Origin of the sequence: Pseudomonas sp. NPDC098747, assembly GCF_044760045.1 — a bacterium.
GTDB lineage: Bacteria > Pseudomonadota > Gammaproteobacteria > Pseudomonadales > Pseudomonadaceae > Aquipseudomonas.
In genome coordinates this window covers 127,528-152,183 of record NZ_JBIWAL010000006.1, presented here as the reverse complement: position 1 = coordinate 152,183, position 24,656 = coordinate 127,528, and the positions used below count along the sequence as shown (strand labels likewise).

At 59.8% G+C, this 24,656-nt stretch carries 20 protein-coding genes and 1 pseudogene; 7 read left to right on the top strand and 14 right to left on the bottom strand.

What is annotated here, in order from left to right; all coding sequences use genetic code 11:
• The 3 genes from ACIQVE_RS05950 to ACIQVE_RS05940 all read right to left on the bottom strand — a co-directional run.
• On the bottom strand, positions 1 to 62 hold a 62-nt coding region (locus ACIQVE_RS05950; protein ID WP_402805638.1), incomplete at its 3' end, for a hypothetical protein.
• A 91-nt stretch (positions 63 to 153) separates the two neighbouring features.
• Positions 154 to 1,041: a (2E,6E)-farnesyl diphosphate synthase gene (gene ispA / locus ACIQVE_RS05945; RefSeq protein WP_402805511.1), complete on the bottom strand. Its 888-nt coding sequence runs from the start codon at positions 1,039 to 1,041 to the stop codon at positions 154 to 156.
• The gene (locus ACIQVE_RS05940) at positions 1,038 to 1,280 is read right to left on the bottom strand and encodes an exodeoxyribonuclease VII small subunit (RefSeq protein WP_003228627.1); all 243 of its coding nucleotides are present in this window, start codon (positions 1,278 to 1,280) and stop codon (positions 1,038 to 1,040) included. Before ACIQVE_RS05940 ends, ispA begins: the two co-directional genes overlap by 4 nt.
• Positions 1,281 to 1,735: 455 nt before the next feature.
• On the opposite strand from ACIQVE_RS05940, the gene ACIQVE_RS05935 reads away from it, so the two are divergent.
• From ACIQVE_RS05935 to ACIQVE_RS05910, 6 genes are read left to right on the top strand one after another with little or no spacing between them, the layout of a single operon-like run.
• Positions 1,736 to 2,530: a YfaP family protein gene (locus ACIQVE_RS05935; RefSeq protein WP_402805508.1), complete on the top strand. Its 795-nt coding sequence runs from the start codon at positions 1,736 to 1,738 to the stop codon at positions 2,528 to 2,530.
• 47 nt (positions 2,531 to 2,577) lie between these two features.
• A complete protein-coding gene (locus tag ACIQVE_RS05930) occupies positions 2,578 to 4,290 on the top strand; it encodes a DUF2138 domain-containing protein (RefSeq protein ID WP_402805506.1) in 1,713 nt (570 codons plus the stop codon).
• Positions 4,275 to 4,925, top strand: coding sequence for a DUF1175 domain-containing protein (locus ACIQVE_RS05925; RefSeq protein WP_402805636.1), 651 nt, complete (start codon positions 4,275 to 4,277; stop codon positions 4,923 to 4,925). Before ACIQVE_RS05930 ends, ACIQVE_RS05925 begins: the two co-directional genes overlap by 16 nt.
• On the top strand, positions 4,922 to 9,487 hold the full coding sequence (locus tag ACIQVE_RS05920; RefSeq protein WP_402805505.1) for an alpha-2-macroglobulin family protein: 4,566 nt from the start codon (positions 4,922 to 4,924) through the stop codon (positions 9,485 to 9,487). The genes ACIQVE_RS05925 and ACIQVE_RS05920 overlap by 4 nt, the downstream gene beginning before the upstream one ends.
• Position 9,488: 1 nt before the next feature.
• Positions 9,489 to 11,108, top strand: a complete 1,620-nt coding sequence (locus tag ACIQVE_RS05915; protein WP_402805502.1) for a DUF2300 domain-containing protein — start codon at positions 9,489 to 9,491, stop codon at positions 11,106 to 11,108.
• A 3-nt stretch (positions 11,109 to 11,111) separates the two neighbouring features.
• A complete protein-coding gene (locus ACIQVE_RS05910; RefSeq protein WP_402805499.1) occupies positions 11,112 to 11,924 on the top strand; it encodes a YfaP family protein in 813 nt (270 codons plus the stop codon).
• Positions 11,925 to 11,978: 54 nt separating this feature from the next.
• Here ACIQVE_RS05910 and ACIQVE_RS05905 read toward each other — a convergent pair.
• The 11 genes and pseudogenes from ACIQVE_RS05905 to ACIQVE_RS05855 all read right to left on the bottom strand — a co-directional run bounded on the left by ACIQVE_RS05905 (position 11,979) and on the right by ACIQVE_RS05855 (position 22,303).
• Positions 11,979 to 12,274: pseudogene (locus ACIQVE_RS05905) on the bottom strand (type II toxin-antitoxin system RelE/ParE family toxin).
• On the bottom strand, positions 12,264 to 12,503 hold the full coding sequence (locus ACIQVE_RS05900; protein WP_054616768.1) for a type II toxin-antitoxin system RelB/DinJ family antitoxin: 240 nt from the start codon (positions 12,501 to 12,503) through the stop codon (positions 12,264 to 12,266). The pseudogene ACIQVE_RS05905 and the gene ACIQVE_RS05900 overlap by 11 nt, the downstream one beginning before the upstream one ends.
• A 441-nt stretch (positions 12,504 to 12,944) precedes the next feature.
• Positions 12,945 to 13,691 carry a helix-turn-helix transcriptional regulator gene (locus ACIQVE_RS05895; protein WP_402805495.1) on the bottom strand — a complete coding sequence of 249 codons (747 nt, stop codon included), beginning with the start codon at positions 13,689 to 13,691 and terminating at the stop codon, positions 12,945 to 12,947.
• A 220-nt stretch (positions 13,692 to 13,911) separates the two neighbouring features.
• Positions 13,912 to 14,439, bottom strand: coding sequence for an inorganic diphosphatase (gene ppa, locus ACIQVE_RS05890; protein ID WP_140669541.1), 528 nt, complete (start codon positions 14,437 to 14,439; stop codon positions 13,912 to 13,914).
• Positions 14,440 to 14,551: 112 nt separating this feature from the next.
• Entirely contained in the window at positions 14,552 to 15,364 is an 813-nt protein-coding gene (locus ACIQVE_RS05885; RefSeq protein ID WP_402805492.1) for a zinc-dependent peptidase, read from the bottom strand.
• A gap of 4 nt (positions 15,365 to 15,368) precedes the next feature.
• Entirely contained in the window at positions 15,369 to 16,019 is a 651-nt protein-coding gene (locus tag ACIQVE_RS05880) for a DedA family protein (protein WP_402805489.1), read from the bottom strand.
• A 246-nt stretch (positions 16,020 to 16,265) separates the two neighbouring features.
• Positions 16,266 to 16,727, bottom strand: coding sequence for an N-acetyltransferase (locus tag ACIQVE_RS05875; RefSeq protein WP_016773002.1), 462 nt, complete (start codon positions 16,725 to 16,727; stop codon positions 16,266 to 16,268).
• Positions 16,728 to 16,842: 115 nt separating this feature from the next.
• A complete protein-coding gene (gene eutC, locus ACIQVE_RS05870; protein WP_402805486.1) occupies positions 16,843 to 17,667 on the bottom strand; it encodes an ethanolamine ammonia-lyase subunit EutC in 825 nt (274 codons plus the stop codon).
• A 5-nt stretch (positions 17,668 to 17,672) separates the two neighbouring features.
• Positions 17,673 to 19,067, bottom strand: a complete 1,395-nt coding sequence (locus tag ACIQVE_RS05865; RefSeq protein ID WP_402805483.1) for an ethanolamine ammonia-lyase subunit EutB — start codon at positions 19,065 to 19,067, stop codon at positions 17,673 to 17,675.
• Positions 19,068 to 19,119: 52 nt separating this feature from the next.
• Positions 19,120 to 20,571, bottom strand: coding sequence for an ethanolamine permease (gene eat, locus ACIQVE_RS05860; RefSeq protein ID WP_402805480.1), 1,452 nt, complete (start codon positions 20,569 to 20,571; stop codon positions 19,120 to 19,122).
• Between the two features lie 211 nt (positions 20,572 to 20,782).
• A complete protein-coding gene (locus ACIQVE_RS05855; protein WP_402805477.1) occupies positions 20,783 to 22,303 on the bottom strand; it encodes an aldehyde dehydrogenase family protein in 1,521 nt (506 codons plus the stop codon).
• A gap of 301 nt (positions 22,304 to 22,604) precedes the next feature.
• On the opposite strand from ACIQVE_RS05855, the gene ACIQVE_RS05850 reads away from it, so the two are divergent.
• Entirely contained in the window at positions 22,605 to 24,521 is a 1,917-nt protein-coding gene (locus ACIQVE_RS05850) for a sigma-54-dependent Fis family transcriptional regulator (protein WP_402805475.1), read from the top strand.
• Positions 24,522 to 24,656 lie beyond the last annotated feature (135 nt).

The window sequence follows — 24,656 nt, the reverse complement described above, 5'->3', positions numbered from 1 at the left end:
GCACGGTCGAGCAGGGGCGTGGTCGGGCGCTTGCGGGGAATCTCATGAAACGTCGTGGGCATCAGGCGAATCGTTATAGGTATAAAAGATGCGGCAGTTTACCTGATGCATCGCCCACTGCCCACGCGTTGATCTTTTTTGGCCGATTCGCCGTCAGCTGCGGCGCTCGACGATATACCGGGCCAGCTCGCGCAACGGCTCGGCCGCCGCGTCAAACGGTCGCAGGGCATGCAGGGCCTGATCGCGCAGCTCCAGCGCATAGGCCTTGGCCGCGTCCAGGCCGAGCAGCGCCGGGTAGGTCGGCTTGTCTCGGGCGATGTCGGCGCCCTGGCGTTTGCCGAGGGTTTCGGTGTCGCTTTCGACGTCGAGAATATCGTCCTGCACCTGGAAGGCGAGGCCGATGGCTTGTGCGTAAGTCTGCAAAGATTGCAATTCGTCTGGCTCGGCACGGCCACTGGCCAGGGCGCCGAGTTTGACGCTGACTTCGATCAGCGCACCGGTCTTGTGCCGGTGCATTTGTTCCAGGGCTTTTTGATCGAGCTTCAAACCGACCGAGCCGAGGTCGATGGCTTGACCGCCAACCATGCCTGCCGGGCCTGCGGCCAGTGCGAGGGAACTGACCATCTGCAAGCGGATGTCGGCGCTCAGGTCGCTCAGGCGCGGATCGAGCAAGGCGCTGAACGCCAGACTCTGCAAGCCGTCACCGGCGAGAATCGCGCAAGCTTCATCGAATTTCTTGTGAGTGGTTGGCTGGCCGCGACGCAGATCGTCGTCGTCCATCGCCGGCAAATCGTCGTGCACCAGCGAGTAAGCGTGGATCAGCTCAACCGCGCAGGCCGCACCGTTAGCCTGCTCAGGCTTGCCGCCGAGCGCTTCGCACGCGGCGTAGGCCAACAGCGGACGCACGCGTTTGCCGCCGTTCATCACGCTGTAGCGCATGGCCTCGTAAAGGCGTGCCAGCTCCGGCAGCGGGGCGTTGAACAGGGTTTCCAAAGCCGCGTTGACTCGGGCCTGGCTGGTCGCCGAATACGCTGCAATCATTCTGGCTGTTCCGCGTCGAAGGGTTCCTCGGCGAGTTCGCCATCGCGCTCCAGCAGCACCTGCACCTTCTGCTCGGCCTGAGCCAACGCTGCCTGGCAATCACGGGTCAGCCCGATGCCCTGCTCGAAAGCGGTCAGCGAGTCTTCCAGCGACAATTCACCGTTCTCCAGACGCTCGACCAGTGTTTGCAGGTCGGCGAGGGACTGTTCGAAATCCAGTGCAGCTTTTTTGCGGGCCATGGCGGCAGTTTCCGGTTGACGTTAAACCGGCGCGACACTAGCAGATAGGGGGTTTATGGGCAAATGAACGGGGCGATGCCCGCAAGAACAAAGATCCCTTGTGGCGAGGGGATTTATCCCCGATCGGCTGCGCAGCAGTCGTAATCAATGCTGACTCGGTAGACCTGAAGATAGGCGTTCTTAACTTTTGGGGCTGCTGCGCAGCCCAACGGGGATAAATCCCCTCGCCACAGGATTTGTGGTGATTCAGGGTTATCCGGCTCACTACCTTCAAAAGGCAGGTTTCCTACGCCATAGCATATGTATCCGATTGTTAAAAAACCGCCGAATAGCTAATCTTCGCGCCTTCTACGACCCGACAGTCACGGGTCTTTCAGACGAAACGCAGTTTCAACTGCTGTGAAGTACCGAGGATCGGGTGCAAGGTTTCGTTCAGGCATGGCAGGAGGCATCACATGCGTTCATTACTTTTGTTGCTGATCGGCTTGGTCTGGGCGCCTGCGCTGCTTGCTGCGCCGCCGAGTGCCGAACTTTCGGAACCGGTGGGTGGCTGGCGCTATCACGGGTTGCTCGATCGCACGGAAAACCCGCAAGTCGCTTATCCCACGCCGCCGATCGATCGCGGCATCCAGCGCAATCGCACGATGATCCAGGGCCAGCTCAAGGCCATCGGCCACATGCGCCCGCCGCACAGCCTCGCCGTCAATGGCAATCCTTTGAATTTGTATACCGACGATCAGGGCCGTTTCGCTCGGCCGTACGCGTTTGGCGCCGGGTCCAACAGCGTCGAGGTGATCAGCGCCGAGGGCCAGTCGCTCAAACGCGTGCAATTTTATGAAGCAAATAATTTGCGCACACCGGCGCGAATTCGTCTTGTCTTGGGATGGGACGATCCGAAGGCTGAGCTTGATCTGCACATTGTCACGCCCGATGGCCAGCATGCGTTCTGGGCGCGGCCGGCATTGAGCAATGGCGGTGGCCTCGACCCCGACGGCGTCGATGGCCCCGGCCCGGAGATGTTCACCATGACCGCGCCGCTGCACGGCACCTATCTGGTTTACGTCAACTATTGGGGCAACTTCGGCAACGGCGGCTATAACTTCGAGGGGACCAGCAACCAGAACGAGGTGATTACCTCGCAAATCACGCTGGTGCTCAACGAAAACACCGTCGACGAAAAACGTGAGACCTTCATCGTGCCCCTGCGGGCAATCGGTGATCTGCTGCTGGTCAAGACTTTCAACTATTAAGCATCCCGCCATGGATGACATCGTGAGCTTTGGGAATGAGCGTGAAGATGAGCGATAACACTGTTACCCCGGCTGCCGAAACACCTGCCGGCAAACCCTCCCGGCGCTGGCCGTTGCTGCTGGTCGGGCTGTGCCTGGTGGCCGGCGTGGCGGGCGGTTTTGGCTGGCTGCTGCTCAAGCCCAAAGCGCCGGCGGTGGAGCTTGCCAGTGACAGACTCGGCCTGAGCCGCCCGGATGCATTGCTGGAAACCCGCTCGCTGAGCCAGTTGCCCAAAGACTTGCTGACGGTGCCGTTCCTCAAGGCCACGCTCACCGAAGATTTCGTCTTCTATTACGAAACCCACGCCGATCGCCTGGGCCTGATCGGCAGTCTGCGCCGGATCGTTTACGAGCATGACCTGAAGTTGCAGGACAGCCTGATCGAACAGCTTTTCGATCAGCCAGCCGATGTCGCGCTGTGGCGTGGCGCCGATGGTCGGCTGAAGGATTTCCTGTTGGTGATGGATCGCGGCGGGTTGGCGAAATTGCTCGAGCCGCTGGCGAAGGTGGCACTGGATGACACGCAGCTCAGCGTGTTCGGCAACCTGAAAGTCGGCAGCGAAGAGGTACCGCTTTATCAGCTCAGCTACAACGCCAGCAAATCCCTGCTGTTCGCCTCCCACGGTGACAAACTGGTAGTGCTGTCCAATCCGGCCAAGTATTACGACCCGGAGAGCGGCGTGTCTGAAGAGTCGGGGCACGTATCGCCACAAGCGCTCGCGGCATTGCTCAGTGGCGAAAAACTGTTCCCCGAGGCTTTTGGTCTGCCGGCGAAAACTCCGGAAACCAAACAACGCCTGTCGGTGAACTCCAGCGTCCTCGCCATGGGTTACCAGCGCTTCATCCCGAACTTCGCCGGCCTGCGTTTCGACATGGACGACAAGGGCTGGCACAGCTACCTCGCCATGGACGAACTGGAGAACCAACCGGACTTCGATTTCAAACCGGTCTGGCAAGCCATGCCGCTGGGCGCCAGTGCCTGCGTGACGTTGCCGGTGGCCGCCGAACCGCAGAAACCGTTACTGGTAAAACTCGGCGCCGAAGAAGCTGTGGCGCAGACACTTACCGAACATGTGGCCGGCGCGGCGGGCTTATGCTGGTATGCCGATTCGCGTTTGTACACGCCATTGCTGGTGGCCAGTCTGAAGGACGAGGACAGCAGCAAGCTCGACGGCGATCTAGGCAAACTGTTCGGTTCGATGGTCGGCGCCTTCGAGTCCAACGTTGAAGAGAAAGTATTCCCGGTGGTGGAGAAGCAGGAAGGCCAGAGCCACGTCTGGCAGCGACAGGTCAGCTCCAACTTCGGTCCATACGCGGCCAAGGACGCAGAGAATCCGGATGCAATCAGCGGCAAGGCTTTCATGAAAGTCAGCCTCGCCCGTCACGGTTCGACGTTGCTGTTTTCCCTCGACGACAAACTGGTCGACAAAGCCCTCGGCACGCTGGACAAACGCTTCCCGCCGATGGCCGATGTGTTGCCCAAAGACGTGCTGATGCCGATCTACTTCGGCCCGGATTCGATGGCGCAACTGATGCAGCGGGAAACCCTCGATAGCCTGCCGCAAGACATGGAGCCGGTGTTCTACAACGCCGCGCAAACCTACCTGATTCCGAAACTGCGCACCCTCGGTGGCTACGGCAAATATGCCCTGACCCTGCCTGAAGGCAGCGAGCCTGACGGCCATTGGCAATGGCTGCCGCTGGAATGGAAAGCGCTGTGACGGCACTGATCCGCAGCCTCGGCTTGCTCGCGCTGCTACTGAGCGCGGCTGCCCGAGCCGTCGAAACGCCTGCGCTCGATCCTGCGCAATCCCAGGTCTTTCGTGCCTGGTTTGTGCGCATCGCCCAAGAGCAACTGAGCCAGGGCCCGAGCCCGCGCTGGTATCAACAGGACTGCGCCGGGCTGGTGCGCTTCGCGGCCAACGAAGCGCTGAAAGTCCACGACGATAAATGGCTGCGCAGTAATGGCCTGTCCAATCGCTACCTGCCGCCAGAACTGTCGCTGAGCGACGATCAGCGCAAGCTCGCCCAACAATGGCAACAGGGCGGCGGCAAGATCGGGCCGTACGTCAATGCGATCAAACTGATTCAGTTCAACAGTCATCTGGTCGGCCGCGACGTCTCGCAGGCGCGGCCCGGTGACCTGATGTTTTTCGATCAGGGCGACGACCAGCACCTGATGATCTGGATGGGCCGCTACATCGCCTATCACACCGGCACCACCACCCCGACTGACAACGGCATGCGTTCGGCAAGCCTGCAGCAACTCATGACATGGAAGGACACCCGATGGATACCCGACGCAGCCAACCCCAACTTCATCGGCGTCTATCGACTGAACTTTCTCTCCCAATGACCGGTGCCCGCATGCTGCGTTTACTGCCTCTAATGTTGGTATTAGCCCTGCCTTTTTCGGCGGTGAATGCCGAAGACACTGTTGAACCGAGCGGCTACACGCCGGTGTCCGGTGAAAGCTTTTTCCTCCTCGCCGACAGCAGTTTCGCCGCCGACGAACAGGCCATGGTTCGCCTCGAAGCGCCGGGCCGTGACTATCGCCGTTTCCGCATGGAACCATACGGCGGGGCCGACATTCGCGTGTACCGGATCGACAAGCCGCTGGACTTTCTCAAGCGCCAGAAGAACCTGCATCGCGTGGCCAGCGACGGTCAGTTCAAGGGCGAAGGCTTGTCCAATACAGTCGCGTATCTGTGGGACAACTGGTACCGCAAATCCCGTCGGGTGATGCAGCGCGCGTTCTCCTATGAGTCGCGCAAACAGGTCACTGAGGAAGTGCCGGAGCTGAAGATGGGCAACGCTATCGTCGCGCCGACACCGTATGACGCGCAGCCGCAATTTGCGTTAATTCCGGGTTTGCCGGTGGTCAGCCAGTTCCGTTACCCGCTGTGGCAGGCCAAGCCGATCCAGCCTCCGTCCGGGGTCAATCTGGCCGGGTCTTCCAGCGACTTTGTCAGCGTCGCACCGGGCAACGTTTACATTCCGCTGGGGCAGTTGAAACCGGGTCTTTATCTGGTCGAAGCGCTGATCGGCAAGTACCGCGCGACCACCATGGTCTTCGTTTCCAACACCGTGGCAGTGAGCAAGATTGCCGGTGACGAATTGCTGGTCTGGGCTGCGCGCAAACACGAAGGCAGTTCGGTGCCGAAGGTCAATGTACTGTGGACCGACGGCCTCGGCGTGATGAGCAGTGGCGCCACCGATGCCGATGGTTTACTGCGCCTGAAACACGTCAGCCCCGAGCGTTCGTTCGTCATCAGCGAGGACGAAGAGGGCGGTGTTTTCGTCTCGGAAAACTTCTATTACGACAGTGAAATCTACGACACCAAACTCTATGCCTTCACTGACCGGCCGCTGTATCGCCCGGGGGATTGGGTTTCGCTGAAAATTGTCGGTCGCGAGTTCAAGAATGCGCGGGACTCGGTGTTGCCGGGCGCGGCGGACGTCTCCGTCAGCGTGCTCGACGCCACGGGCACCGAACTGCAACGGCTCGACCTGAAGCTCGATTCGAAGGCTGGCACTCAGGGCCGTTTCCAGTTGCCGGACAACGCGGTGGCGGGCGGTTATGAAATTCGCTTCAACTACAAGGATCAGGCCTACAGCAGCGCCTTCCGCGTAGCCGAATACATCAAGCCGCACTTTGAGATTTCGCTGAATCTGGCCAAGCAGGATTACCGCACCGGCGAGCCGGTCAAGGGCAGTCTGGTGCTGCTGTACCCGGACGGCAAACCGGTGGCCAACGCCAAGTTGACCCTCAGCCTGCGCGCGCAACAACTGTCGATGGTCGATAACGAGCTGCAATACCTCGGGCAATTCCCGGTGGAACTGACCAGCACCGAACTGACCACCGACAGCAAGGGCAATGCGACCCTCGACCTACCGGCTGCCGACAAACCGAGCCGCTACATGCTCAGCGTTTTCGCCAGCGATGGCGCGGCGTATCGGGTCAAGACCACCAAGGAAATCCTCATTGATCGGGGCGCCGCAAGTTTCCGCATGAGCGCGCCGCAACGCTTCAGTGCGGTCGGTGAAAAAGTCGCGTTCAGCTATGCCAACGAGGGCGGTACAGAGCAGAGCAAATCAGTCACCCCGAGCACTTATGGCTGGGTGCGTCTGGAGGACCAGAGTACCGGCGAAGGCAAACTCGCGACGACTGACAAAGGCTTCAGTCTGGCCTTCGAACGTCCGGGCACTTACAACCTGACATTGAAAGATCAACACGGTCGCGTCCTCGGCGCCACCGGTCATGCGGTCACCGGCGATGGCGTCAAAGCCGTGCCGGGCACCGTGGAAATCGTCCTCGACAAACCCGAGTACAAGGCCGGCGATGAAGCGCTGGCGCTGATCACTTTCCCAGAGCCGGTCAGCGATGCAGTATTGTCGCTGGAACGCGACAAAGTCGAAGCCACCGCGCTGCTGGCCAAGGGCGGCGACTGGTTAAAACTGGAGAAACTCAGCGACACCCAATACCGCGCGCGCATCCCGGTCAAGGACAATTTTGCGCCGAACCTGACCTTCTCCGTGCTGTACACCAAGGGCGGGCAATACAGCTTCCAGAATGCAGGGATCAAGGTGATCGCGCCGCAAATCGACGTGGCGATCAGCACCGACAAACAGGTGTATCTGCCGGGCGATACGGTGACGGTCGACCTCACCACGCAGTTCGCCGGCAAAGCGGTTCCGGCGCATCTGACGGTCAGCGTTGTCGACGAAATGGTCTACGCGCTGCAACCGGAAGTCGCGCCGACCATCGACCAGTTCTTCTACCATCCACGGCGCAATAACGTTCGTACCAGCGCTAGCCTGTCGTTCATCAGTTATGACGTGGCGTTGCCGGGTAGTCCCGGTGCGCCAGGCAAAGCCAACCGCAGCGAACGCGGGGTAAAAGTGCTGGAGCGACCACGTCGTGAAGATGTCGACACCGCCGCATGGCAACCGGAGTTGTTGACTGGTACCGACGGCAAAACCCGGTTCACCTTCAAGATGCCCGACTCGCTGACCCGCTGGCGCATCACTGCGCGGGCGATTGCTGATGACGGTCAGGTCGGGCAGAAGAAGCAATTCGTCCGCTCGGAAAAACCGCTGTACCTGAAGTGGAGCGGGCCGAGCAAATTCCGTAAGGGCGATCAGCCGCAGCTCGGTATTTTCGCGTTCAGCCAGGCCGAGAAACCGGTCAAGGCTGAGCTGGTCACCCACTACGCCGGCACCGAACAACGCTTGCCGGTCACTCTCAACAACGGCATCAACTACCTGCCGCTGCCGGCGTTCGCCTTGGCCTCTGGAGAGTGGACGGCGGAGCTGGTGCAAGACGGCAAAACTGCTGATGCCTTGGCCGTACGCTTGAGCGCAACCGGTGATGGCTGGCAAGTGACGCAAACACAAAGCCTCGACGTGGCCAGCGGCGACACAGCGCTAAGCTTGCCGGCGGACGCAGCCGACATTCGCCTGCGTCTGGATGACAGTCCGCAAGCGTTGTTCCGTTCTGCCCTCGATGATCTGCTCAGCTATCCGTACGGCGGCGTCGAGCAGACTGCCAGCCGTTTGCTGCCGCTGAGCATCGCCTATCCGTCGCTGGCATCGAGCCCGCAGATCCGCGATCGCCTGCGCCTGATCATGCAAAACAGCCGTCTGCGTCTGGTGCAAATGGCCGGGCCGTCGGCGAGCTTCACCTGGTGGGGCTACGACGGTGAGCCGGATGCGTTCCTCACCGCGTACGCCTACTACGCCGACTGGAACGCCAGCCAGGTACTGGATCTGACTCTGCCGCCGGAGCATTGGCAGCGAGTGTTGGAGGTTTACGCCAAGCAGGCACCGAACACGCCGTTGCTGCAACGGGCGCTGATTCTGTCGTTCGCCAAGCAGATGCATTTGCCGGTGAACACGCTGTTGACAGGGTTGATGGAAGATCTGGCCAAGGCCGGTGAAGGCAATGCCGAAACCCTGATGGACGATGGCGCAGACAGTCTGGTGATGAGCGATCCGGATTCGGCGCTCGGTCTGGCAGCCGCGCGGGTATTGACCGCAGCATTGGCCACCCAATCGAAAGTCGCGTTGCCTGACGCATTCAATCGTCAGCTGGGCGCTGCGCAACAGCGTCTTTCGGTCAGTTCGCAGCCGTTTGTCGAAGCGCTGAACCTGTCGCTGCAACCGTTCGATCAGGCTCGCGCGCAGGCTTTGTTGCAACGTCTGTTGCCGCAACAATCGACGCTGGAACGTGCGCTGGCGCTGACCTGGCTGCAACGCAGCATCGCCCAGGCTTCGCCGACCATCGCGCTGACGCCGGGTGAAGGCTGGAAGAAAAACTACGGTGCCAGTGGCGAGATGTTCTGGACGTGGCAGGGTGCGACGCCGGTGCCGAGCGTGTTGACGGTTTCTGGCACTCAGGAGCGTCCTTTGCGTGCGGCGTTGAGCTTCCAGACTCAACAGCCAGCCATCGATCCAATGGCCGTGACTATCACCCGTCGCCTGTCGCGACTGGTGCCGGGCGATGAAGCGTTCACCTTCAAACTGGAACCGGTCGGCACCAAGCCGCTGTCCAGCGACAGCCTGTATCTGGACGAAGTGATCCTCACCAGCAAAGCACCGAAACCGCTGCGCTACGGCATGCTCGAAGTGCCTCTACCACCGGGCGCCGATGTCGAGCGCACGACGTGGGGAATCAAGTTGCAGGGCAAGGACGGCACTGAGCCGACCGCACTGGAGAAGGCGCGTTTCGAGCCGGGGCAACTGGCCTACGCGGTGCCGGTGGATGCGCTGAGCGGTGAATTGCGTCTGCGCCATCTGGTGCGTTTCTCGCAGAAGGGCCAGTTCAATTTGCCGCCGGTGCGTTTCACTCAGGTCTACGCGCCGCAGCATCAGGCTCAGGAAGCGAAAGCCGCCCTCGGTCAGGTCACGGTCAACTGACATGAAACGGCCGCTGCTGTGGCTGATGTTGTGTGTGATTCCTGCGCTGGCAACAGCGCAGGATGAGCCTTTGCGGCTGGCCTATAAGGGTGAGTTGTTGTCGTTAAGTCAGACGCAACTGATCGCTCGCGAGCCGTTACCGTCTTCGCTGGATGCGCCGCTGGGCAGTCTGTGGAAGTTGTTTGTTTACGCGTGGCTGGTGGATACCGGCGCTCGCGAGCCTGCTTATGAATGTCGCGGGCAGTCGAAAGAAGAAGTTTATTGCTGCAGCGCAGGCGGCAAGATCGAACGTGATCAGGCGTTGGTGAAATCGTGTGGGTTATATTTTGAGCCTGCGCGATTGGGGATTTCTTCTGCTGATTGGCGAGCGTATTGGCAGACGCGGCAGGCACCGTCGTGGTTGCTCGATCTGCCTTCGGTGCAACCGACTCAACGCGTTTCCGTAAGCGAGTTATTGGGCGTTTTGTCTTGGCTGCCAGCTCAAGACCAGATACGCCGCGTGTTGCTTGATGTCGTTCTGAATGCTGCCGATGGCAACGTCGTGGGTGAATTGGGCGGGCGCTTGCGGGTGAAAACCTGGAGCTGGCTCGGCGATGAGGATCCGCAATCGCGACAGGGCGGATTCGCCGGTTGGACTGTGGATGGCTCGCCGGTTTGGGCGGGAGGACGTGGCACCAGTCAGATGGTTTTACGGCACTACGGTCAGGCACTGGCGACGGTGTTGCCAACTGCCTGGCCAGCAGAGACGGGCCGTTGTGTTGAGGTCGGTTTGTTTTCGCGCTATCCGGTTGCGCGTGTTTCGGCTGGCGAGCGCCGGGTAACTTCCGGCCCGTTACAAGGCGATTACCGCGTCGAATTCGCTAACGGCAACGCGCTGGATATCCACAGCGATGGCGAACTTTTTCTGCTCAACAACAAACTCGTCGCCAGGCTTGATCGCGAAGAATACGTCGCCCGCGTGCTGGATCGCGAAGCCAAACCCGAACCCGCCGAAGCCGCCAAAGCGCTGGCCGTGGCGATCCGTACCTATCTGCTGCAAAACGCCACGCGTAACGGCGATTGCCTGAGCATCGATGACAGCAGCACCCGCCAACGCGTCGCACCGCGTCCGGCCTCGGCGCAATCGCGCGACATCGCTGCATGGACCGCAGACCTCGTCTTGGCCGGCAGCACCGTCACCTATCACTCCGATCAACCCGGCCCGGACAAACTCGCCTGGCAACAAGCCGTCGAACAGGCCAATGCTGGGCAGCGCTACGACGCGATTCTGCTCCACGCCTATCCGCGCGCCAGCCTCAGCCGTTGGGACAATCCAGTGGCTTCCTGCGAAGCACTGCCCGCCGCGCAGGACTGGCTGCAAAAGCAGCGACGCGGCTGGCGTCCGAAGCTAGAAAGCGAAACAGGCTACAACGAAGTCAGCACGTTCGCCGTTTGCAAACTGGCTTTTGGCAGGCCCTTCGTCGACCGCGAGCGCCAGCGCATCTACGTGCGCGGCGTGTTGACCCTGCAGGATCGCCTCGATCTCACCCACGAATATCTGCACCTGGCTTTTGAAGCACATCCCAACGGCCAGGATGAAACCTACATCGAAGGGCTCGCCCGTCACCTCTTGCTGGAATAGACCATGACACTCCGTTATCCACAGGTCTTGCTGCTGCTCTGCACGTTGACCGCGCTAGCGCCGGCAATCGCCGCCGACAGCGTCAAACTCGACACCCCGGTCGGCGGCTGGCGCAGCGGCGCGCCCCAAGGCGAGGGTGAAAGCTTCCGCCAGACCGTCAACTATCCAGCCTCCTCGGTGAACACCCCGATCGGCCAAGCCAACACCGCGCGCATCAGCGGCGAAATCAAAGTCACACCGAAGAGCACAGAGCCAGGCCGCCTCATCGTCAACGGCGTCAGCATGCCGCTGAAAATCGACGATGCCGGCCGTTTCGACCGCCCATTCTCCTTCCCCAACGGCAGCAACAGCGTCGAAGTCCGCAGCCCCGACGGCCAACAACGCCACCGCACCCAATTCCTCAACACCAGCGGCGGCGCGACCCCAGCCAAACTGCGCGTATTACTGGCGTGGGACAGCGACGGCACCGACCTCGACCTGCACCTCGTCACCCCCGACGGCGGCCACATCTGGTACGGCAACCGCACCGCCCCCAACGGCGGCGCCCTCGACATCGACGTCACCACCGGCTACGGCCCGGAAATCTTCGCCATGCCCGCGCCGATCAAGGGGCAGTATCTGGTGTATGTGAATTACTTCGGCGGTGGGTATCGCGGGGATGACGAAGGTGGGGATGAAGCGGTGCAGGCACTGACGACGGCGCAGGTGACGGTGATTACAGAGGAGGGTACGCCGAACGAGAAGATGGAGACGTTTTTGATCCCGATGCGGACGGCGGGGGAGTTGACGTTGGTTAAGTCGTTTAGTTATCCGTGAGGGGATTGGGCTACGGGTTGCTGCCCAATTTCAGGTCGCAGACATTGGACCGACTCAGGGCATGAGCGAAAGACGGTCCTGCGCAACCTCGTAAGCAGCTTCTCGCTCTCGCTTCCCGATTGCGATTACGAACACCACAATCTCTTGATCAAGGACCTGATAGATCAGGCGATAGCCAGCGCTTTTCAGTTTCACTTTGTAGCAATCCGGGAGCTCGCGAAGTCGATTGGCTTCTATTCGAGGATTCTCCAATACCTCAGTGAGTTCTTCTTGAACTGGTGGCGAACCGTATCGCCGAGTTTGTTCCACTCCTTTAAAGCACGAAGATCGAATTCAAGGTTATAGGTCATCCAGACTTACCTTGACTCGCTGAGGTGCGGCGAGACGTTCGGTGACTACGGCTATGAGTGCTTCATCTTCCTCGCTGAGCAATGCCGCTTTGAACGGTAGCTTCCCTCGCTCGGCGACGTATTGGAGTGTCTGGCGCAAAAGCTCTGAGGGGGTTACTCCAAGTTTTTCCAGTTCGGCGAAGGAGCGCTGCTTCAAATCATCGTCGATGCGAATGTTGATGGAAGCCATGATGAATTACCTGTAATGACGTTTGTCGTTACGGTAGCAAGGGGCTCTCCTATTCGACAAGCGCGAATTTATGTTTCAGACGGTAGGCCGGGTTTATTTCAGGCATTAAAAAGCCGGCTTGTGGCCGGCTTCTCGGGGACTGGCTTGGTTCATTTTTGGTAAACCGCGCCAGCCTTCAAAACTTACACCCGGATCTGCGTCCGGCTGTGGGACTTGGTCAGACGTTGGTCTGCCGCGTCGGGCGTCATCTGAGCCGCGGGAGCGGGGCGATGCGCAAATGTGGGGCGCAGGATACTGAGTTTTGCTTTGGATTCCCAGCTTGAAGTGCGGGTTAGAGCGATCTGGCTGGTTAAAATCCGAGATTTGTACTGTCTAACCGGGCCTCTTCGCGAGCAAGCTCGCTCCCACAGGGTCTGTACAAAGACCAAGACCGGCGTTCGATCAGAGAAACGGCACCACCGGCCTTCGTTTGCTCAGCGTTGACCACCAGAACACCCAGCCCAATATATGGATTCGCTGCTCTTCGATTTGTGCGGGGCGGAAGACTTCGTCGGGGTATTCGGCGCTGTTGTGGCTGCGCAGGCGCAGGCCGTTGCCGGGCATGCGGTGCAGGTATTTGATGCGCAGCATGCCGTCGTGTTCGATGGCGTAGATTTCACCGTCGACGACTTGGGTGAGGCCACGGTCGATGGCGACGATGGAGCCGTCATCAATGCGGTCGGCCATGGTGTTGCCGATCATGTGCGCGCAGATGGCGTCGGCGGGGCGGATCCCCAGTTGATCGAGGTGCGCGCGCAGCAGGCGGATGGACAGGTCCGGGTCCTGGATGACGTGGGTTTTTCCCGAGCCGTTGGTCTGCGGTGTTTCTTTGAAGAACGCCAGGTCGATGTCATTGGGGTCGATGACGGTGTAGACGCCACGGATGGCTTGGGCGTCGAAGGTGTCGCCGTTGCTGGCAGGCGGGGTCAGGCTTGGCAACTCTTTTGTGCCTTCGCCGGTTTTCAGCCATTCGCTGTTGACGGACAGCAGGCGTGAGACTTCTTCCATGCGATACGCCGGGACGCCCCGGGTGTACCAGTTGTGGACATTTTGGGCTTCCGTGCCCCAGAACTTTGCGAAACCCGTGGTAGAGATGTTCGCTTTTTCCAGGAGTGCCTTGAATCTTGGACCGCTAGTGTTCTTTCTCATAAACACGGAGTCTACGGCCGGGCCAGAGGGGTTTGAATAAACCTGATGTTCAAAAACGGGCTGAATTTTGCGACTGAATGTAAGACGTACTTGTGGGAAATCACACAGGTTAAAACTTTTCTGTAGTCCGCGATAAACAGGCTGTTTAAGCGGCGCTCTCCGGTCGAAAAAAAACCCGGATAAACCGGGCTTTTTTCAAGCGTGTCGCAGGTCGTGAAGCTTAGCCCTTGTAGGCAGCAACCGACTTGGTGATCGCTTCGCGGGCGGCGTCTGCACCGGCCCAGCCTTCGATCTTGACCCATTTGCCTTTTTCGAGATCTTTGTAGTTCGCAAAGAAGTGCTCGATCTGCTGGATCAGCAGCGGTGGCAGGTCGGTGTATTCCTTCACGTCGACGTACAGCTGGGACAGCTTGTCGTGTGGCACTGCGATAACTTTGGCATCGCCGCCGCCGTCGTCGGTCATGTTCAGAATGCCGACCGGACGTGCACGGATAACTGCGCCTGGAGCAACCGGGTAAGGGGTTACAACCAGCACGTCGAGGGGATCACCGTCGTCAGCCAGGGTGTTCGGGATGTAACCGTAGTTGGCCGGGTAGAACATTGGGGTGGCCATGAAACGGTCAACGAACAGGCAATCGCTGTCTTTGTCGATTTCGTATTTGATCGGCGCGTGGTTGGCCGGGATCTCGATCGCGACGTAGATGTCGTTCGGCAGGTCTTTGCCAGCCGGAATCTTGCTGTAGCTCATTGGGCGTTGCCCCCGTAGTTGACCAAAAACACTTGGCCGGATTGACCAAAAAGTGGCGGCGATTATAGGCATATTCTGCCGTCGACGCCATGGACCTAAAGTCGTGCCGAGCTTAGTTGTGCGCCTTATAGACCGGGTCGCTGGCCTGAAGTTGCCGCAACCTGCCCAACGGGTCCTGCCGGTAGAAAAGCTGCAGTTGCGCGTAGACCTGTGGATAAGTCTCGTGCAGCAGATCCGGGGCGCTGAAGAAGTATTCGCTGGTGACGGCGAAGAACTCGGCGGGGTTCTCGGCGGCGTAGGGATCGATGGCGGTTTCTGCGTCGGGATTGTCGTCGAGCTGGCGGTTGAGGTCGTCGTAAGCCGTCTGCATCACGTCGGCCCAGTCGCTGACGCGCATGTCGGTATGCAGCGGTGGCAGGCCGTTGGCGTCGCCGTTAAGCATGTCGAGTTTGTGCGCCAGTTCGTGGATCACCAGGTTGTAGCCTTCCCAGCCACCACTGGCCATCACGCCCGGCCAGGCGAGGATGATTGGCCCCTGCTGCCAGGCTTCGCCGCTGTGTTCGCCATCCCATTCGTGCTCGACACCGCTGGCATCGCGGTGGCGCTGCGGGCTGAGGAAGTCGTCGGGATAGAGGACGATTTCGTGAAAACCCTGGTACCAGTTCAAATCGCCCAAGTGCAAAAGTGGCAATTGCGCTTGGGCGGCAAGCAGCAGGCGTTGTTCCTGATGCAGTTCGACGCCGGGCAGGGCGCTCAGGTGTTTGTCTTCGAGAAACAGCACGCAGGCTTCGCGCAGCCACTGGTCTTCAGCGGCAGTGATGCCGTCAAGAAAGCTCAGGTGATGGCGCACCCGTTGCCACATTTCGTTGGCAATCGGGTGTTTGGCCAGAATGCGCCGGCGTCGCCAGGCGCTCAGCGACCACATCGGCTTAGTGCGATTGAACTTTGGTGCCGCCGAAACGGCTGCGAACCACGCCGATGATCATCGGCACCAGCGACAGCAGAATGATGGCGACCACCAGCAACGACAGGTTTTTCTTGATGAACGGTACGTTGCCGAAGAAGTAACCCAAGGTTACCAAGCCGCCAACCCAAAGGATGGTGCCCAACACGCTGAAACCGAAGAAACGTGGGTACGGCATTCTCGCTACACCGGCGACGAACGGTGCGAAGGTTCGGATGATTGGCAGGAACCGCGCCAGGGTCACGGTTTTACCGCCGTGCTTGTCGTAGAAATCGTGGGTCTTTTGCAGATAGTCGCGGCGGAAGATTTTCGAGTTCGGGTTGCTGAACAGTTTTTCGCCAGCCGTTCGCCCGATAACGTAGTTGGTGCTGTCACCCAGGATCGCGGCGAGCATCAACAGACCGCCCAACAGCACCGGATCCATACCACCGCCAGCAGCGACGGCCCCAGCGATGAACAGCAGCGAATCGCCTGGCAGGAATGGCATCACCACCAGACCGGTTTCACAGAAAATCACCAGAAACAGGATGGCGTAGATCCAAGGCCCATAGTTATTCACCAGCATATCGAGGTAAACGTCGAGATGCAGGATAAGGTCGAGCGGGTTGAAATCCATGGGGGCACCTGTTTGAAGACCCGACTCGGCAGGCCTGTGCGGATGACTTCGTGTAAGCCTACAGCAGGGTGTAGTTTTTCTTACAAGCCGGAGAGCTCGGGATTATACGGTCTGAAGGATGAAAAGCGCGTTGCTTTTGTAGCGGCGGATGTCGGGGTGTGAGGAATTGTCAGGGACGTAGCGGATGTCGGGGGTGAGTAAAAGATCGTCCGAGCGCGGCCCGAACCTTCGAACGATCTTTTGGCGTCAGAGCTCGTCGCTGATCGGCAGCACGTAGTTCTTGAACTCGGTGTCTTCCTTGAATCCAATCGATTCGTAGGTTTTCTGCGCCACTTCGTTGTTGGCACTGGTGGAGACGCGCATGCGCACGGCCTGGGTTTCTTTGGCCATTTTCTTTGCGGTGCGGATCAGGTTGTCGGCGACCAGTTGGCGGCGGGCATCTTCGGCGACATAGATGTCGTTGAGGATCCACACGCGCTTGAGCGACAGCGAGGAGAAGCTTGGGTACAACTGACAGAAGCCCATCAGCTTTTTGTCGTCATCATCGGCCAGGGCCAGATAGATCACAGATTCCTTGCGGCGCAGGCGTTTTTCGAGAAACGCGCGGGAGGAGTCCGGGTAAGGCAGGGAACCGTAGAACTCGCGATATTTGACGAACAATGGAGTCAACAAATCCAGATGTTCGAGGGTCGCTTGAATAATCCGCATGATAGGTCTCGTCTTCAAGTGGCTGTCTTCAACTGCTCTGACGGCGATGGGAAACCCTGGCGGCCGTGCGTCGATCCTGCCTGAAACCAGCGCAGAAACGCAATGCGGAAACGGTTCAGGTTGGGGGCGGATCGAGTAGGAAGTTTCCTTTCATGTCCGCACCTGCATCCGACTCCAGCGTCTGAACCTGTGCTTCGTCCTTCAGATTGACCCCCGACAGCTGGCGCCGGCAGGCTTCGCGCATCAGGTACAACAAGCGATGCGCCGCCATGCCGTAGCTCAAGCCTTCAAGCCGTACGTTGGAAATGCAATTGCGGTAGGCGTCGGTCAGTCCGATTTTTGGATTGTAGGTGAAATATAAACCGAGGCTGTCCGGCGAGCTGAGGCCCGGGCGTTCGCCGATCAGCATCACGACCATTTTTGCGCCAAGTAGCTGACCAATCTCATCACCGACGGCAACGCGACCCTGTTCCACCAGAACCACTGGGGCAACAGACCAGCCGTCGCCGCCCATTTGCTCTTCCAGCCGCAGCAGAAACGGCAGCGTATGCCGATGCACCGCCAGCGCCGATAGACCGTCAGCCACGACAATCGCCAGATCGACGCCGTCCGGACGAGCCGTGGCGTAATCGCGCAAGGCCTGCGCTGACTCATCGCTGAGCTTGCGTCCCAGATCCGGACGTTGCAGGTAGCTGTTGCGGTCCACCGCTGCGCTGTGCAAAAGCAGGCTTTCGCGCCCACGCTCACTCAGTTGTGTGCTGAGCCCGACATGATCGAACGGCAGATGCACCGCATCCCGCGCCTGAGCGTGGGCGTACTGGAAATCCAGTTGCGCACTGGTCGGCAGGCTGGTGCCGGTGCGGCCAAGGGCGATTCGCGCCGGGGTCAGGCGACGCAATTCCAGCCATGGGTTTTGCGGATCGACAGGCGGTTTTTCCATAAGGCTCATCCCAGTTGCGCCAGCGCCTGGCGGAAGGCCGGCGGCAGATTGTTGCCGAAGCGAACCTTGCCGTCCGCTTGGGTGAAGATGCCCATGTTCGCCAGCCACTGTTCAAATTCCGGGGCCGGTTTCAGGCCCAGGGTCTGGCGCGCGTAGAGCGCGTCGTGGAACGAAGTGGTCTGGTAATTGAGCATGATGTCGTCGGAGCCGGGGATGCCCATGATGAAGTTGATCCCCGCCACTCCGAGCAGGGTCAGCAGGGTGTCCATGTCGTCCTGATCGGCTTCGGCGTGGTTGGTGTAGCAGATGTCGCAACCCATCGGCACGCCGAGCAACTTGCCGCAGAAGTGGTCTTCGAGGCCGGCGCGGATGATCTGTTTGCCGTTGTACAGGTATTCCGGGCCGATAAATCCTACAACGGTGTTCACCAGAAACGGCTTGAAATGTCGCGCCACGGCGTAGGCTCTGGTCTCGCAGGTCTGTTGATCGACGCCATGGTGGGCGTTTGCCGACAAGGCGCTGCCTTGCCCTGTTTCGAAATACATCAGGTTTTGCCCGAGGGTGCCGCGGTTCAGGCTCAATCCGGCGTCGTAGCCTTCCTGCAATACATTGAGGTTGATGCCGAAACTGGCGTTGGCCGCTTCGGTGCCGGCGATCGACTGGAATACCAGATCCAGCGGCACGCCACGGTTGATCGCCTCGATGGAAGTGGTGACGTGCGTCAGCACGCAGGCCTGGGTCGGGATGTCGTAGCGCTGGATGATTGCGTCGAGCATTTCCAGCATGGCGCAAATCGAGGCGATGCTGTCGGTGGCCGGGTTGATGCCGATCATCGCGTCGCCATTGCCATACAGCAGGCCGTCGAGAATGCTCGCAGCAATGCCGGAAGGCTCGTCGGTCGGGTGATTGGGTTGCAAGCGAGTCGACAGGCGCCCGCGCAGACCGAGCGTGCCGCGAAACTTTGTGACCACGCGGATCTTCTGCGCCACCAGCACCAAATCCTGCACGCGCATGATCTTCGACACCGCCGCGACCATTTCCGGAGTCAGACCGGGTGCGAGGGCGCGCAGGCGGGTTTCATCGGCGGCGTCGCTGAGCAGCCAGTCGCGAAAACCACCGACGGTGAGGTGGCTGACCACGGCGAAGGCCTGTTTGTCGTGGGTGTCGATGATCAGCCGGGTGACTTCATCGGCTTCGTAGGGGATCAGCGCTTCCTGTAGGAAATGCGTCAGCGCAATGTCGGCCAGTGCCATTTGCGCGGCCACGCGCTCGCCGTCGTTGAGTGCGGCAACACCGGCGAGAAAGTCCCCGGAACGCGCCGGGCTGGCCTTGGCCATAACCTCCTTGAGGCTGTCGAAGCGGTAGGTCTGGGCGCCGACCGTGTGAGCGAAACTCGCCATACAGAATTCTCCGTGACGGCGCAGGTATGCCCTGCGCCGTGGTTTTCGGCCGTCAGTGCAGGGCTTTTTCAGCGTTCTGAATCGCCGCGAATTCTTCTTCCGGCGTACCTGCTACCAAGTGATGTCGACTGTAGAAAGCAAAGTAAGCAATTAACACTCCATAGATGATAGCGGCGCCGATCACCACCCGTGGATCGACCAGGAACCCCGCGATTACGGCGATGCAAGCCAGCACCAGCGCCACGCCGGAGGTGAAAATGCCGCCGGGCGTGCGGTACGGCCGATCCATTTTGGGGCGGCGGATACGCAGCGTGATGTGCGCCGCCATCATCAGCACGTAGGAAATGGTCGCGCCGAACACCGCTACCAGAATCAGCAGGTCGCCCTGGCCGGTCAGCGACAGGCCAAAACCGATGATCCCCGGAATGATCAGGGCCAGCACGGGCGCCTTGCTTTTGTTGGTCTCGGAAAGTTTGCGTGGCAGGTAGCCTGCGCGTGACAAGGCGAAAATCTGCCGCGAGTAGGCGTAGATGATCGAGAAGAAACTAGCGATCAACCCGGCCAGACCCACGAGGTTGACGAAACTGCCCATCCAGGTCGAGCCGCCATAGGCTTTGCTCAGCGCTTCAACCAACGGGTTGCCCGATGTCAGGAGCGAATTGGCGCCCGCACCTCCAGGTCCGACGATCAGAATCAACAGGGCAAAAGCCAGCAGCACCAGCATGGCGCCGATGAGTCCGCGCGGCAGGTCGCGTTTCGGGTTTTTGGTTTCTTCGGCGGCCAAAGGCACACCTTCAACGGCGAGGAAAAACCAGATCGCGTAGGGGATCGCCGCCCAGACGCCGACATAGCCGAACGGCAGGAAAGGGCTGGCGCCGGCAGCGCTGGTCACCGGGATGTCGAGCAGGTTGGCGACGTCGAAGTGCGGCACCATCGCCACCAGGAATACGCCGAGTGCCAGCGCCGCGACGGCAGTGATGACGAACATCAGCTTCAACGCTTCGCCGACCCCGAAAATGTGGATGGCGATAAAAATGATGTAGAACGCCAGATAAATCACCCAGCCGCCGATGCCGAACAACGATTCGCAATAAGCGCCGATGAACACGGCAATTGCGGCGGGTGCGATGGCGTATTCGATGAGGATCGCGGTGCCGGTGAGGAATCCACCCCATGGGCCGAACGCGCTGCGGGCAAAGCCGTAGCCGCCACCGGCGGTGGGAATCATCGAGGACAATTCGGCGAGGGAAAAACACATGCACAAATACATGGTGGCCATCAGCAGCGTGGCGAGAAACATCCCGCCCCAGCCGCCCTGCGCCAAGCCGAAGTTCCAGCCGGCATAGTCGCCAGAGATCACATAAGCGACGCCAAGCCCCACCAGCAGAACCCAGCCGGCGGCGCCTTTTTTCAGTTCGCGTTGTTGGAAGTAGTCCGAGCCGACTTTTTCAAAGTCGACGGAAGAGCCGGTCGCCGGAGTGCCAGCGGGGGATTCGATAGGCATAGGGTTTACCATTTTTATTGTTGTATTGGCCCGGCTGTTCCGTCAGGAACTATCGGGTTGAATGGCACGCAGCTTTCGCGAGCAAGCTCGCTCCCACAGATTTCCGTGGTTAGCTCAACATTGAGATCTAATACAGATCCCTGTGGGAGCGAGCTTGCTCGCGAAAGCGGACGAGAGGGCGACACAGAAATATCTGTGTCGCCCAAGGATTTTAGAAGAAGCCCAGCGGATTGATGTCGTAGCTCACCAGCAGGTTTTTGGTCTGCTGATAGTGATCGAGCATCATTTTGTGGGTTTCACGCCCAACACCGGACTTCTTGTACCCGCCGAACGCGGCATGCGCCGGGTACAGGTGGTAGCAGTTGGTCCACACACGACCGGCCTTGATCGCCCGGCCCATGCGATAGGCGCGGTTGATGTCGCGGGTCCACAGACCGGCGCCGAGGCCGAACTCGGTGTCGTTGGCGATGGCCAGGGCTTCGGCTTCGTCCTTGAACGTGGTGATGCTCACCACTGGGCCGAAGATTTCTTCCTGGAACACGCGCATTTTGTTGGTGCCTTTGAGCAAGGTCGGCTGGATGTAATAGCCGGTCGACAGATTGCCCTCGAGTTTTTCCACTTTGCCGCCGGTCAGCAATTCGGCGCCTTCGCCTTTGGCGATTTCCAGATAGGACAGGATCTTGTCGAATTGCTGCTCGGACGCCTGAGCGCCAACCATGGTGTCGGTGTCCAGCGGATCGCCACGTTTGATTTGCAGAACCTTCTTCATCACCACGGCCATGAATTCGTCGTAGATCGATTCCTGTACCAGTGCGCGAGACGGGCAGGTGCAGACTTCGCCCTGGTTGAAGAACGCCAGCACCAGACCTTCAGCGGCTTTTTCGATGAAGGTTGGCTCGGCCTGCATGATGTCTTCGAAGAAGATGTTCGGCGACTTGCCGCCCAGTTCCACGGTGGATGGAATGATGTTCTCGGCAGCGCATTTCATGATGTGCGAGCCAACCGGGGTCGAGCCGGTAAAGGCAATCTTGGCGATACGCTTGCTGGTGGCCAGCGCTTCGCCGGCTTCTTTGCCGAAGCCTTGAACAACGTTCAGCACGCCCGGCGGCAGCAAGTCGCCGATCAGCTCCAGCAGCACAGTGATGCCCAGCGGCGTTTGTTCGGCAGGCTTGAGCACCACGCAGTTACCCGCCGCCAGCGCTGGTGCGAGTTTCCACGCGGCCATCAGGATCGGGAAGTTCCACGGGATGATCTGGCCAACCACGCCCAGTGGTTCATGGATGTGATAAGCCACGGTGTTGCCGTCGATTTCGGCAGCGCTGCCTTCCTGGGCGCGGATGCAACCGGCGTAGTAGCGGAAGTGGTCGGCGGCCAGCGGAATATCGGCGTTAAGGGTTTCGCGGATGGCTTTGCCGTTGTCCCAGGTTTCGGTGATCGCCAGCAGTTCGAGGTTCTGTTCGATACGGTCGGCGATTTTCAGCAGGACCAGCGAACGCGCCTGCACCGAGGTCGAGCCCCAGGCGTCAGCGGCAGCGTGGGCAGCATCCAGTGCCTTGTCGATGTCTTCGGCAGTGGAGCGAGGGAATTCGGCAATCGGTTGGCCATTAACTGGCGAGGTGTTGGTGAAGTACTGACCTTTGACAGGCGCGACGAACTCGCCGCCGATGTAGTTACCGTACTTGCTCTTGAACGAGACTTTGGCGCCTTCAGTACCGGGGTGAGCGTAACGCATGATGATGTTCTCCTTGGCTTTGTACTTATTAGAGAAACGCGCAAGTGCGCTTGCTATAAGCGTAGAGCAAAGGTCGGGCCACTGCCGTGCAGGGCAGGTAAATCAAGGCCTTGCGTGGTTTCTGTCGGACGGGCGGATCGCAGCTGTGACGGTTTCGGTACAGGCTGGGTGACAGTTTGTACCGCTTTTGGCACAGCCGGTGACCGGGCAGTCTTGCCAGCATTGCAATGGTGCGGTGGCTGGAGGATGCTGGGCGTCACCTCAGCATTGGGCCGTCGAGCCTCGGGGAGAACAATAAGAAATGCACGACAACCATTTGAATCGCCATGCCCAACAGGTTCTCACCGTTACCCAGGGCAAACCGCACCTGCACGGCCCCGGCGCTGATCCGTCGATCGCCCGCTCGTGGCTGCGCTGTGTTGAGGACTATCACCTCGACCCGGCGCTGAGCATGGCGCCTACCGTGCTAGAACATGGGCGCGTCCTCGAAAGCCGCGAGCGTCTGCAGCAAGTGTTGCAGATTGCCGGCAATGAAATGAGCAGTCTGCATCAGCAACTCTCAGGCGCCGGACACGCAGTGCTGCTGACCGATGCGCGCGGGGTGATCCTCAACTGCGTCACCGCGCCTGCCGAACGGAAGATTTTCGAGCGTGCCGGCCTCTGGCTTGGTGCCGACTGGAGCGAAGCCTGTGAAGGCACCAACGGCATCGGCACCTGCCTGGTCGAGCGCCAGGCGCTGACCATCCATCAGAATGAACACTTCCGTGGACGCCACACCGGCCTGACCTGTTCGGCGAGCCCGGTGTTCGACCCGCACGGCGAATTGCTGGCTGTGCTAGATGTGTCCTCGGCACGCCACGACGTCTCGCGACAGAGCCAGTTTCACACCATGGCGCTGGTCAATCTGTCGGCGAAGATGATCGAGAGCTGCTACTTCCTGCGCTGTTTCGATAACCAATGGTTGCTGCGTTTTCATTTGCAGGCCGAATCGGTCGGGCTGTTCAGCGAAGGGCTGCTGGCGTTCGACGGGGAAGGGCGGATCAGTGCGGTCAATCAGAGCGCGCTGAACCTGCTGGGGCATATTCGCGGTGGCTTGCTCTGCAAACCGGTCGAGGCGTTTTTCGATTGTTCGCTGGATGAGTTGCTCGGTCGTGCGAGTGCCAATGCCAGCGCCAGTTGGCCGTTACGCACCCGCGACGGACGAAATCTGTTTGCCGTGTTGCGCGGTGAGTCTCGTAAATCAATGCCGATCATGCCTGCGCCGGTCGTGGCACAGGCTCCGCGTCTGTCGGGCATTTGTCTCGGTGATGCGGCATTGCAGGCTGAATTTCGCAAATCTCTGCGAGTTTTCGAGCGCGATGTGCCGCTGTTGATCAATGGCGAAACCGGCTCCGGCAAAGAAGCCTTCGCCAAGGCTGTGCATCAGGCCAGTCAACGCGCGAGCAAAGCCTTCGTTGCCCTCAATTGCGCGGCGATTCCTGAAAGCCTGATCGAGAGCGAGCTGTTCGGCTATCGCGGCGGCAGCTTCACCGGTGCGCGCAAGGATGGTATGCGCGGCAAGTTGCAGCAGGCCGATGGCGGCACATTGTTCCTTGATGAAATCGGCGACATGCCGTTGGCCTTGCAGACCCGTTTGTTGCGGGTGCTTGAGGATCGGCAAGTGGTGCCGATCGGTGGCGAGCCGGAAGCGGTCAACGTGCGGATCATCAGTGCTACCCACCGCAATCTTCTGGAACGAGTCGAGAACGGCAGTTTTCGCGAGGATCTGTATTACCGACTCAACGGGCTGGAAGTGGCGTTGCCGGCGTTGCGTGAGCGCAGTGATAAATCGCAGCTACTGGATTTTCTGCTGGCCGAAGAGGCGGGCGGGGATGTGTTGGTGATTGATGAGCCGGCGCGTCAGGCGTTGTTGGCGTTCCAGTGGCCGGGGAATGTGCGGCAGTTGCGTAATGTCCTGCGTACGTTGGCGGCGTTGTGTGATGAGGGACGGATCGGGTTGGAGGATTTGCCGGTGATGATTCGGCAGGTGCGGGTGCCGGTAGAGTTGGAGGTTATGCAATCCGATCATCCACTGGAGGATGCCGAACGCTCGGCATTGCTCAGTGCTTTGGAGCAGACCCGCTGGCATATGACGCATACCGCGCAGCAGCTGGGTGTCAGTCGTAATACGCTCTATAGGAAACTGCGTAAGCATGGGATTGAGCGGTGTGTCAGTTAGAAGGCCCTCACCCTAACCCTCTCCCAGAGGGAGAGGGGACTGACCGGGGTGTTCTCTCGAGTTACGCCAACCTGAAAGATCCAGTCGAACTCTGGCTGTGAGAGGAGACCGGCAGTTGTCGATCCATAATCCACT

Excerpts from the sequence above, each read along its gene's own strand:
- ispA (WP_402805511.1), bottom strand. The coding sequence starts at position 1,041 with ATGATTGCAGCGTATTCGGCGACCAGCCAGGCCCGAGTCAACGCGGCT.
- ACIQVE_RS05940 (WP_003228627.1), bottom strand. The coding sequence starts at position 1,280 with ATGGCCCGCAAAAAAGCTGCACTGGATTTCGAACAGTCCCTCGCCGAC.
- ACIQVE_RS05935 (WP_402805508.1), top strand. The coding sequence starts at position 1,736 with ATGCGTTCATTACTTTTGTTGCTGATCGGCTTGGTCTGGGCGCCTGCG.
- ACIQVE_RS05930 (WP_402805506.1), top strand. The coding sequence starts at position 2,578 with ATGAGCGATAACACTGTTACCCCGGCTGCCGAAACACCTGCCGGCAAA.
- ACIQVE_RS05925 (WP_402805636.1), top strand. The coding sequence starts at position 4,275 with ATGGAAAGCGCTGTGACGGCACTGATCCGCAGCCTCGGCTTGCTCGCG.
- ACIQVE_RS05920 (WP_402805505.1), top strand. The coding sequence starts at position 4,922 with ATGACCGGTGCCCGCATGCTGCGTTTACTGCCTCTAATGTTGGTATTA.
- ACIQVE_RS05915 (WP_402805502.1), top strand. The coding sequence starts at position 9,489 with ATGAAACGGCCGCTGCTGTGGCTGATGTTGTGTGTGATTCCTGCGCTG.
- ACIQVE_RS05910 (WP_402805499.1), top strand. The coding sequence starts at position 11,112 with ATGACACTCCGTTATCCACAGGTCTTGCTGCTGCTCTGCACGTTGACC.
- ACIQVE_RS05900 (WP_054616768.1), bottom strand. The coding sequence starts at position 12,503 with ATGGCTTCCATCAACATTCGCATCGACGATGATTTGAAGCAGCGCTCC.
- ACIQVE_RS05895 (WP_402805495.1), bottom strand. The coding sequence starts at position 13,691 with ATGAGAAAGAACACTAGCGGTCCAAGATTCAAGGCACTCCTGGAAAAA.
- ppa (WP_140669541.1), bottom strand. The coding sequence starts at position 14,439 with ATGAGCTACAGCAAGATTCCGGCTGGCAAAGACCTGCCGAACGACATC.
- ACIQVE_RS05885 (WP_402805492.1), bottom strand. The coding sequence starts at position 15,364 with ATGTGGTCGCTGAGCGCCTGGCGACGCCGGCGCATTCTGGCCAAACAC.
- ACIQVE_RS05880 (WP_402805489.1), bottom strand. The coding sequence starts at position 16,019 with ATGGATTTCAACCCGCTCGACCTTATCCTGCATCTCGACGTTTACCTC.
- ACIQVE_RS05875 (WP_016773002.1), bottom strand. The coding sequence starts at position 16,727 with ATGCGGATTATTCAAGCGACCCTCGAACATCTGGATTTGTTGACTCCA.
- eutC (WP_402805486.1), bottom strand. The coding sequence starts at position 17,667 with ATGGAAAAACCGCCTGTCGATCCGCAAAACCCATGGCTGGAATTGCGT.
- ACIQVE_RS05865 (WP_402805483.1), bottom strand. The coding sequence starts at position 19,067 with ATGGCGAGTTTCGCTCACACGGTCGGCGCCCAGACCTACCGCTTCGAC.
- eat (WP_402805480.1), bottom strand. The coding sequence starts at position 20,571 with ATGCCTATCGAATCCCCCGCTGGCACTCCGGCGACCGGCTCTTCCGTC.
- ACIQVE_RS05855 (WP_402805477.1), bottom strand. The coding sequence starts at position 22,303 with ATGCGTTACGCTCACCCCGGTACTGAAGGCGCCAAAGTCTCGTTCAAG.
- ACIQVE_RS05850 (WP_402805475.1), top strand. The coding sequence starts at position 22,605 with ATGCACGACAACCATTTGAATCGCCATGCCCAACAGGTTCTCACCGTT.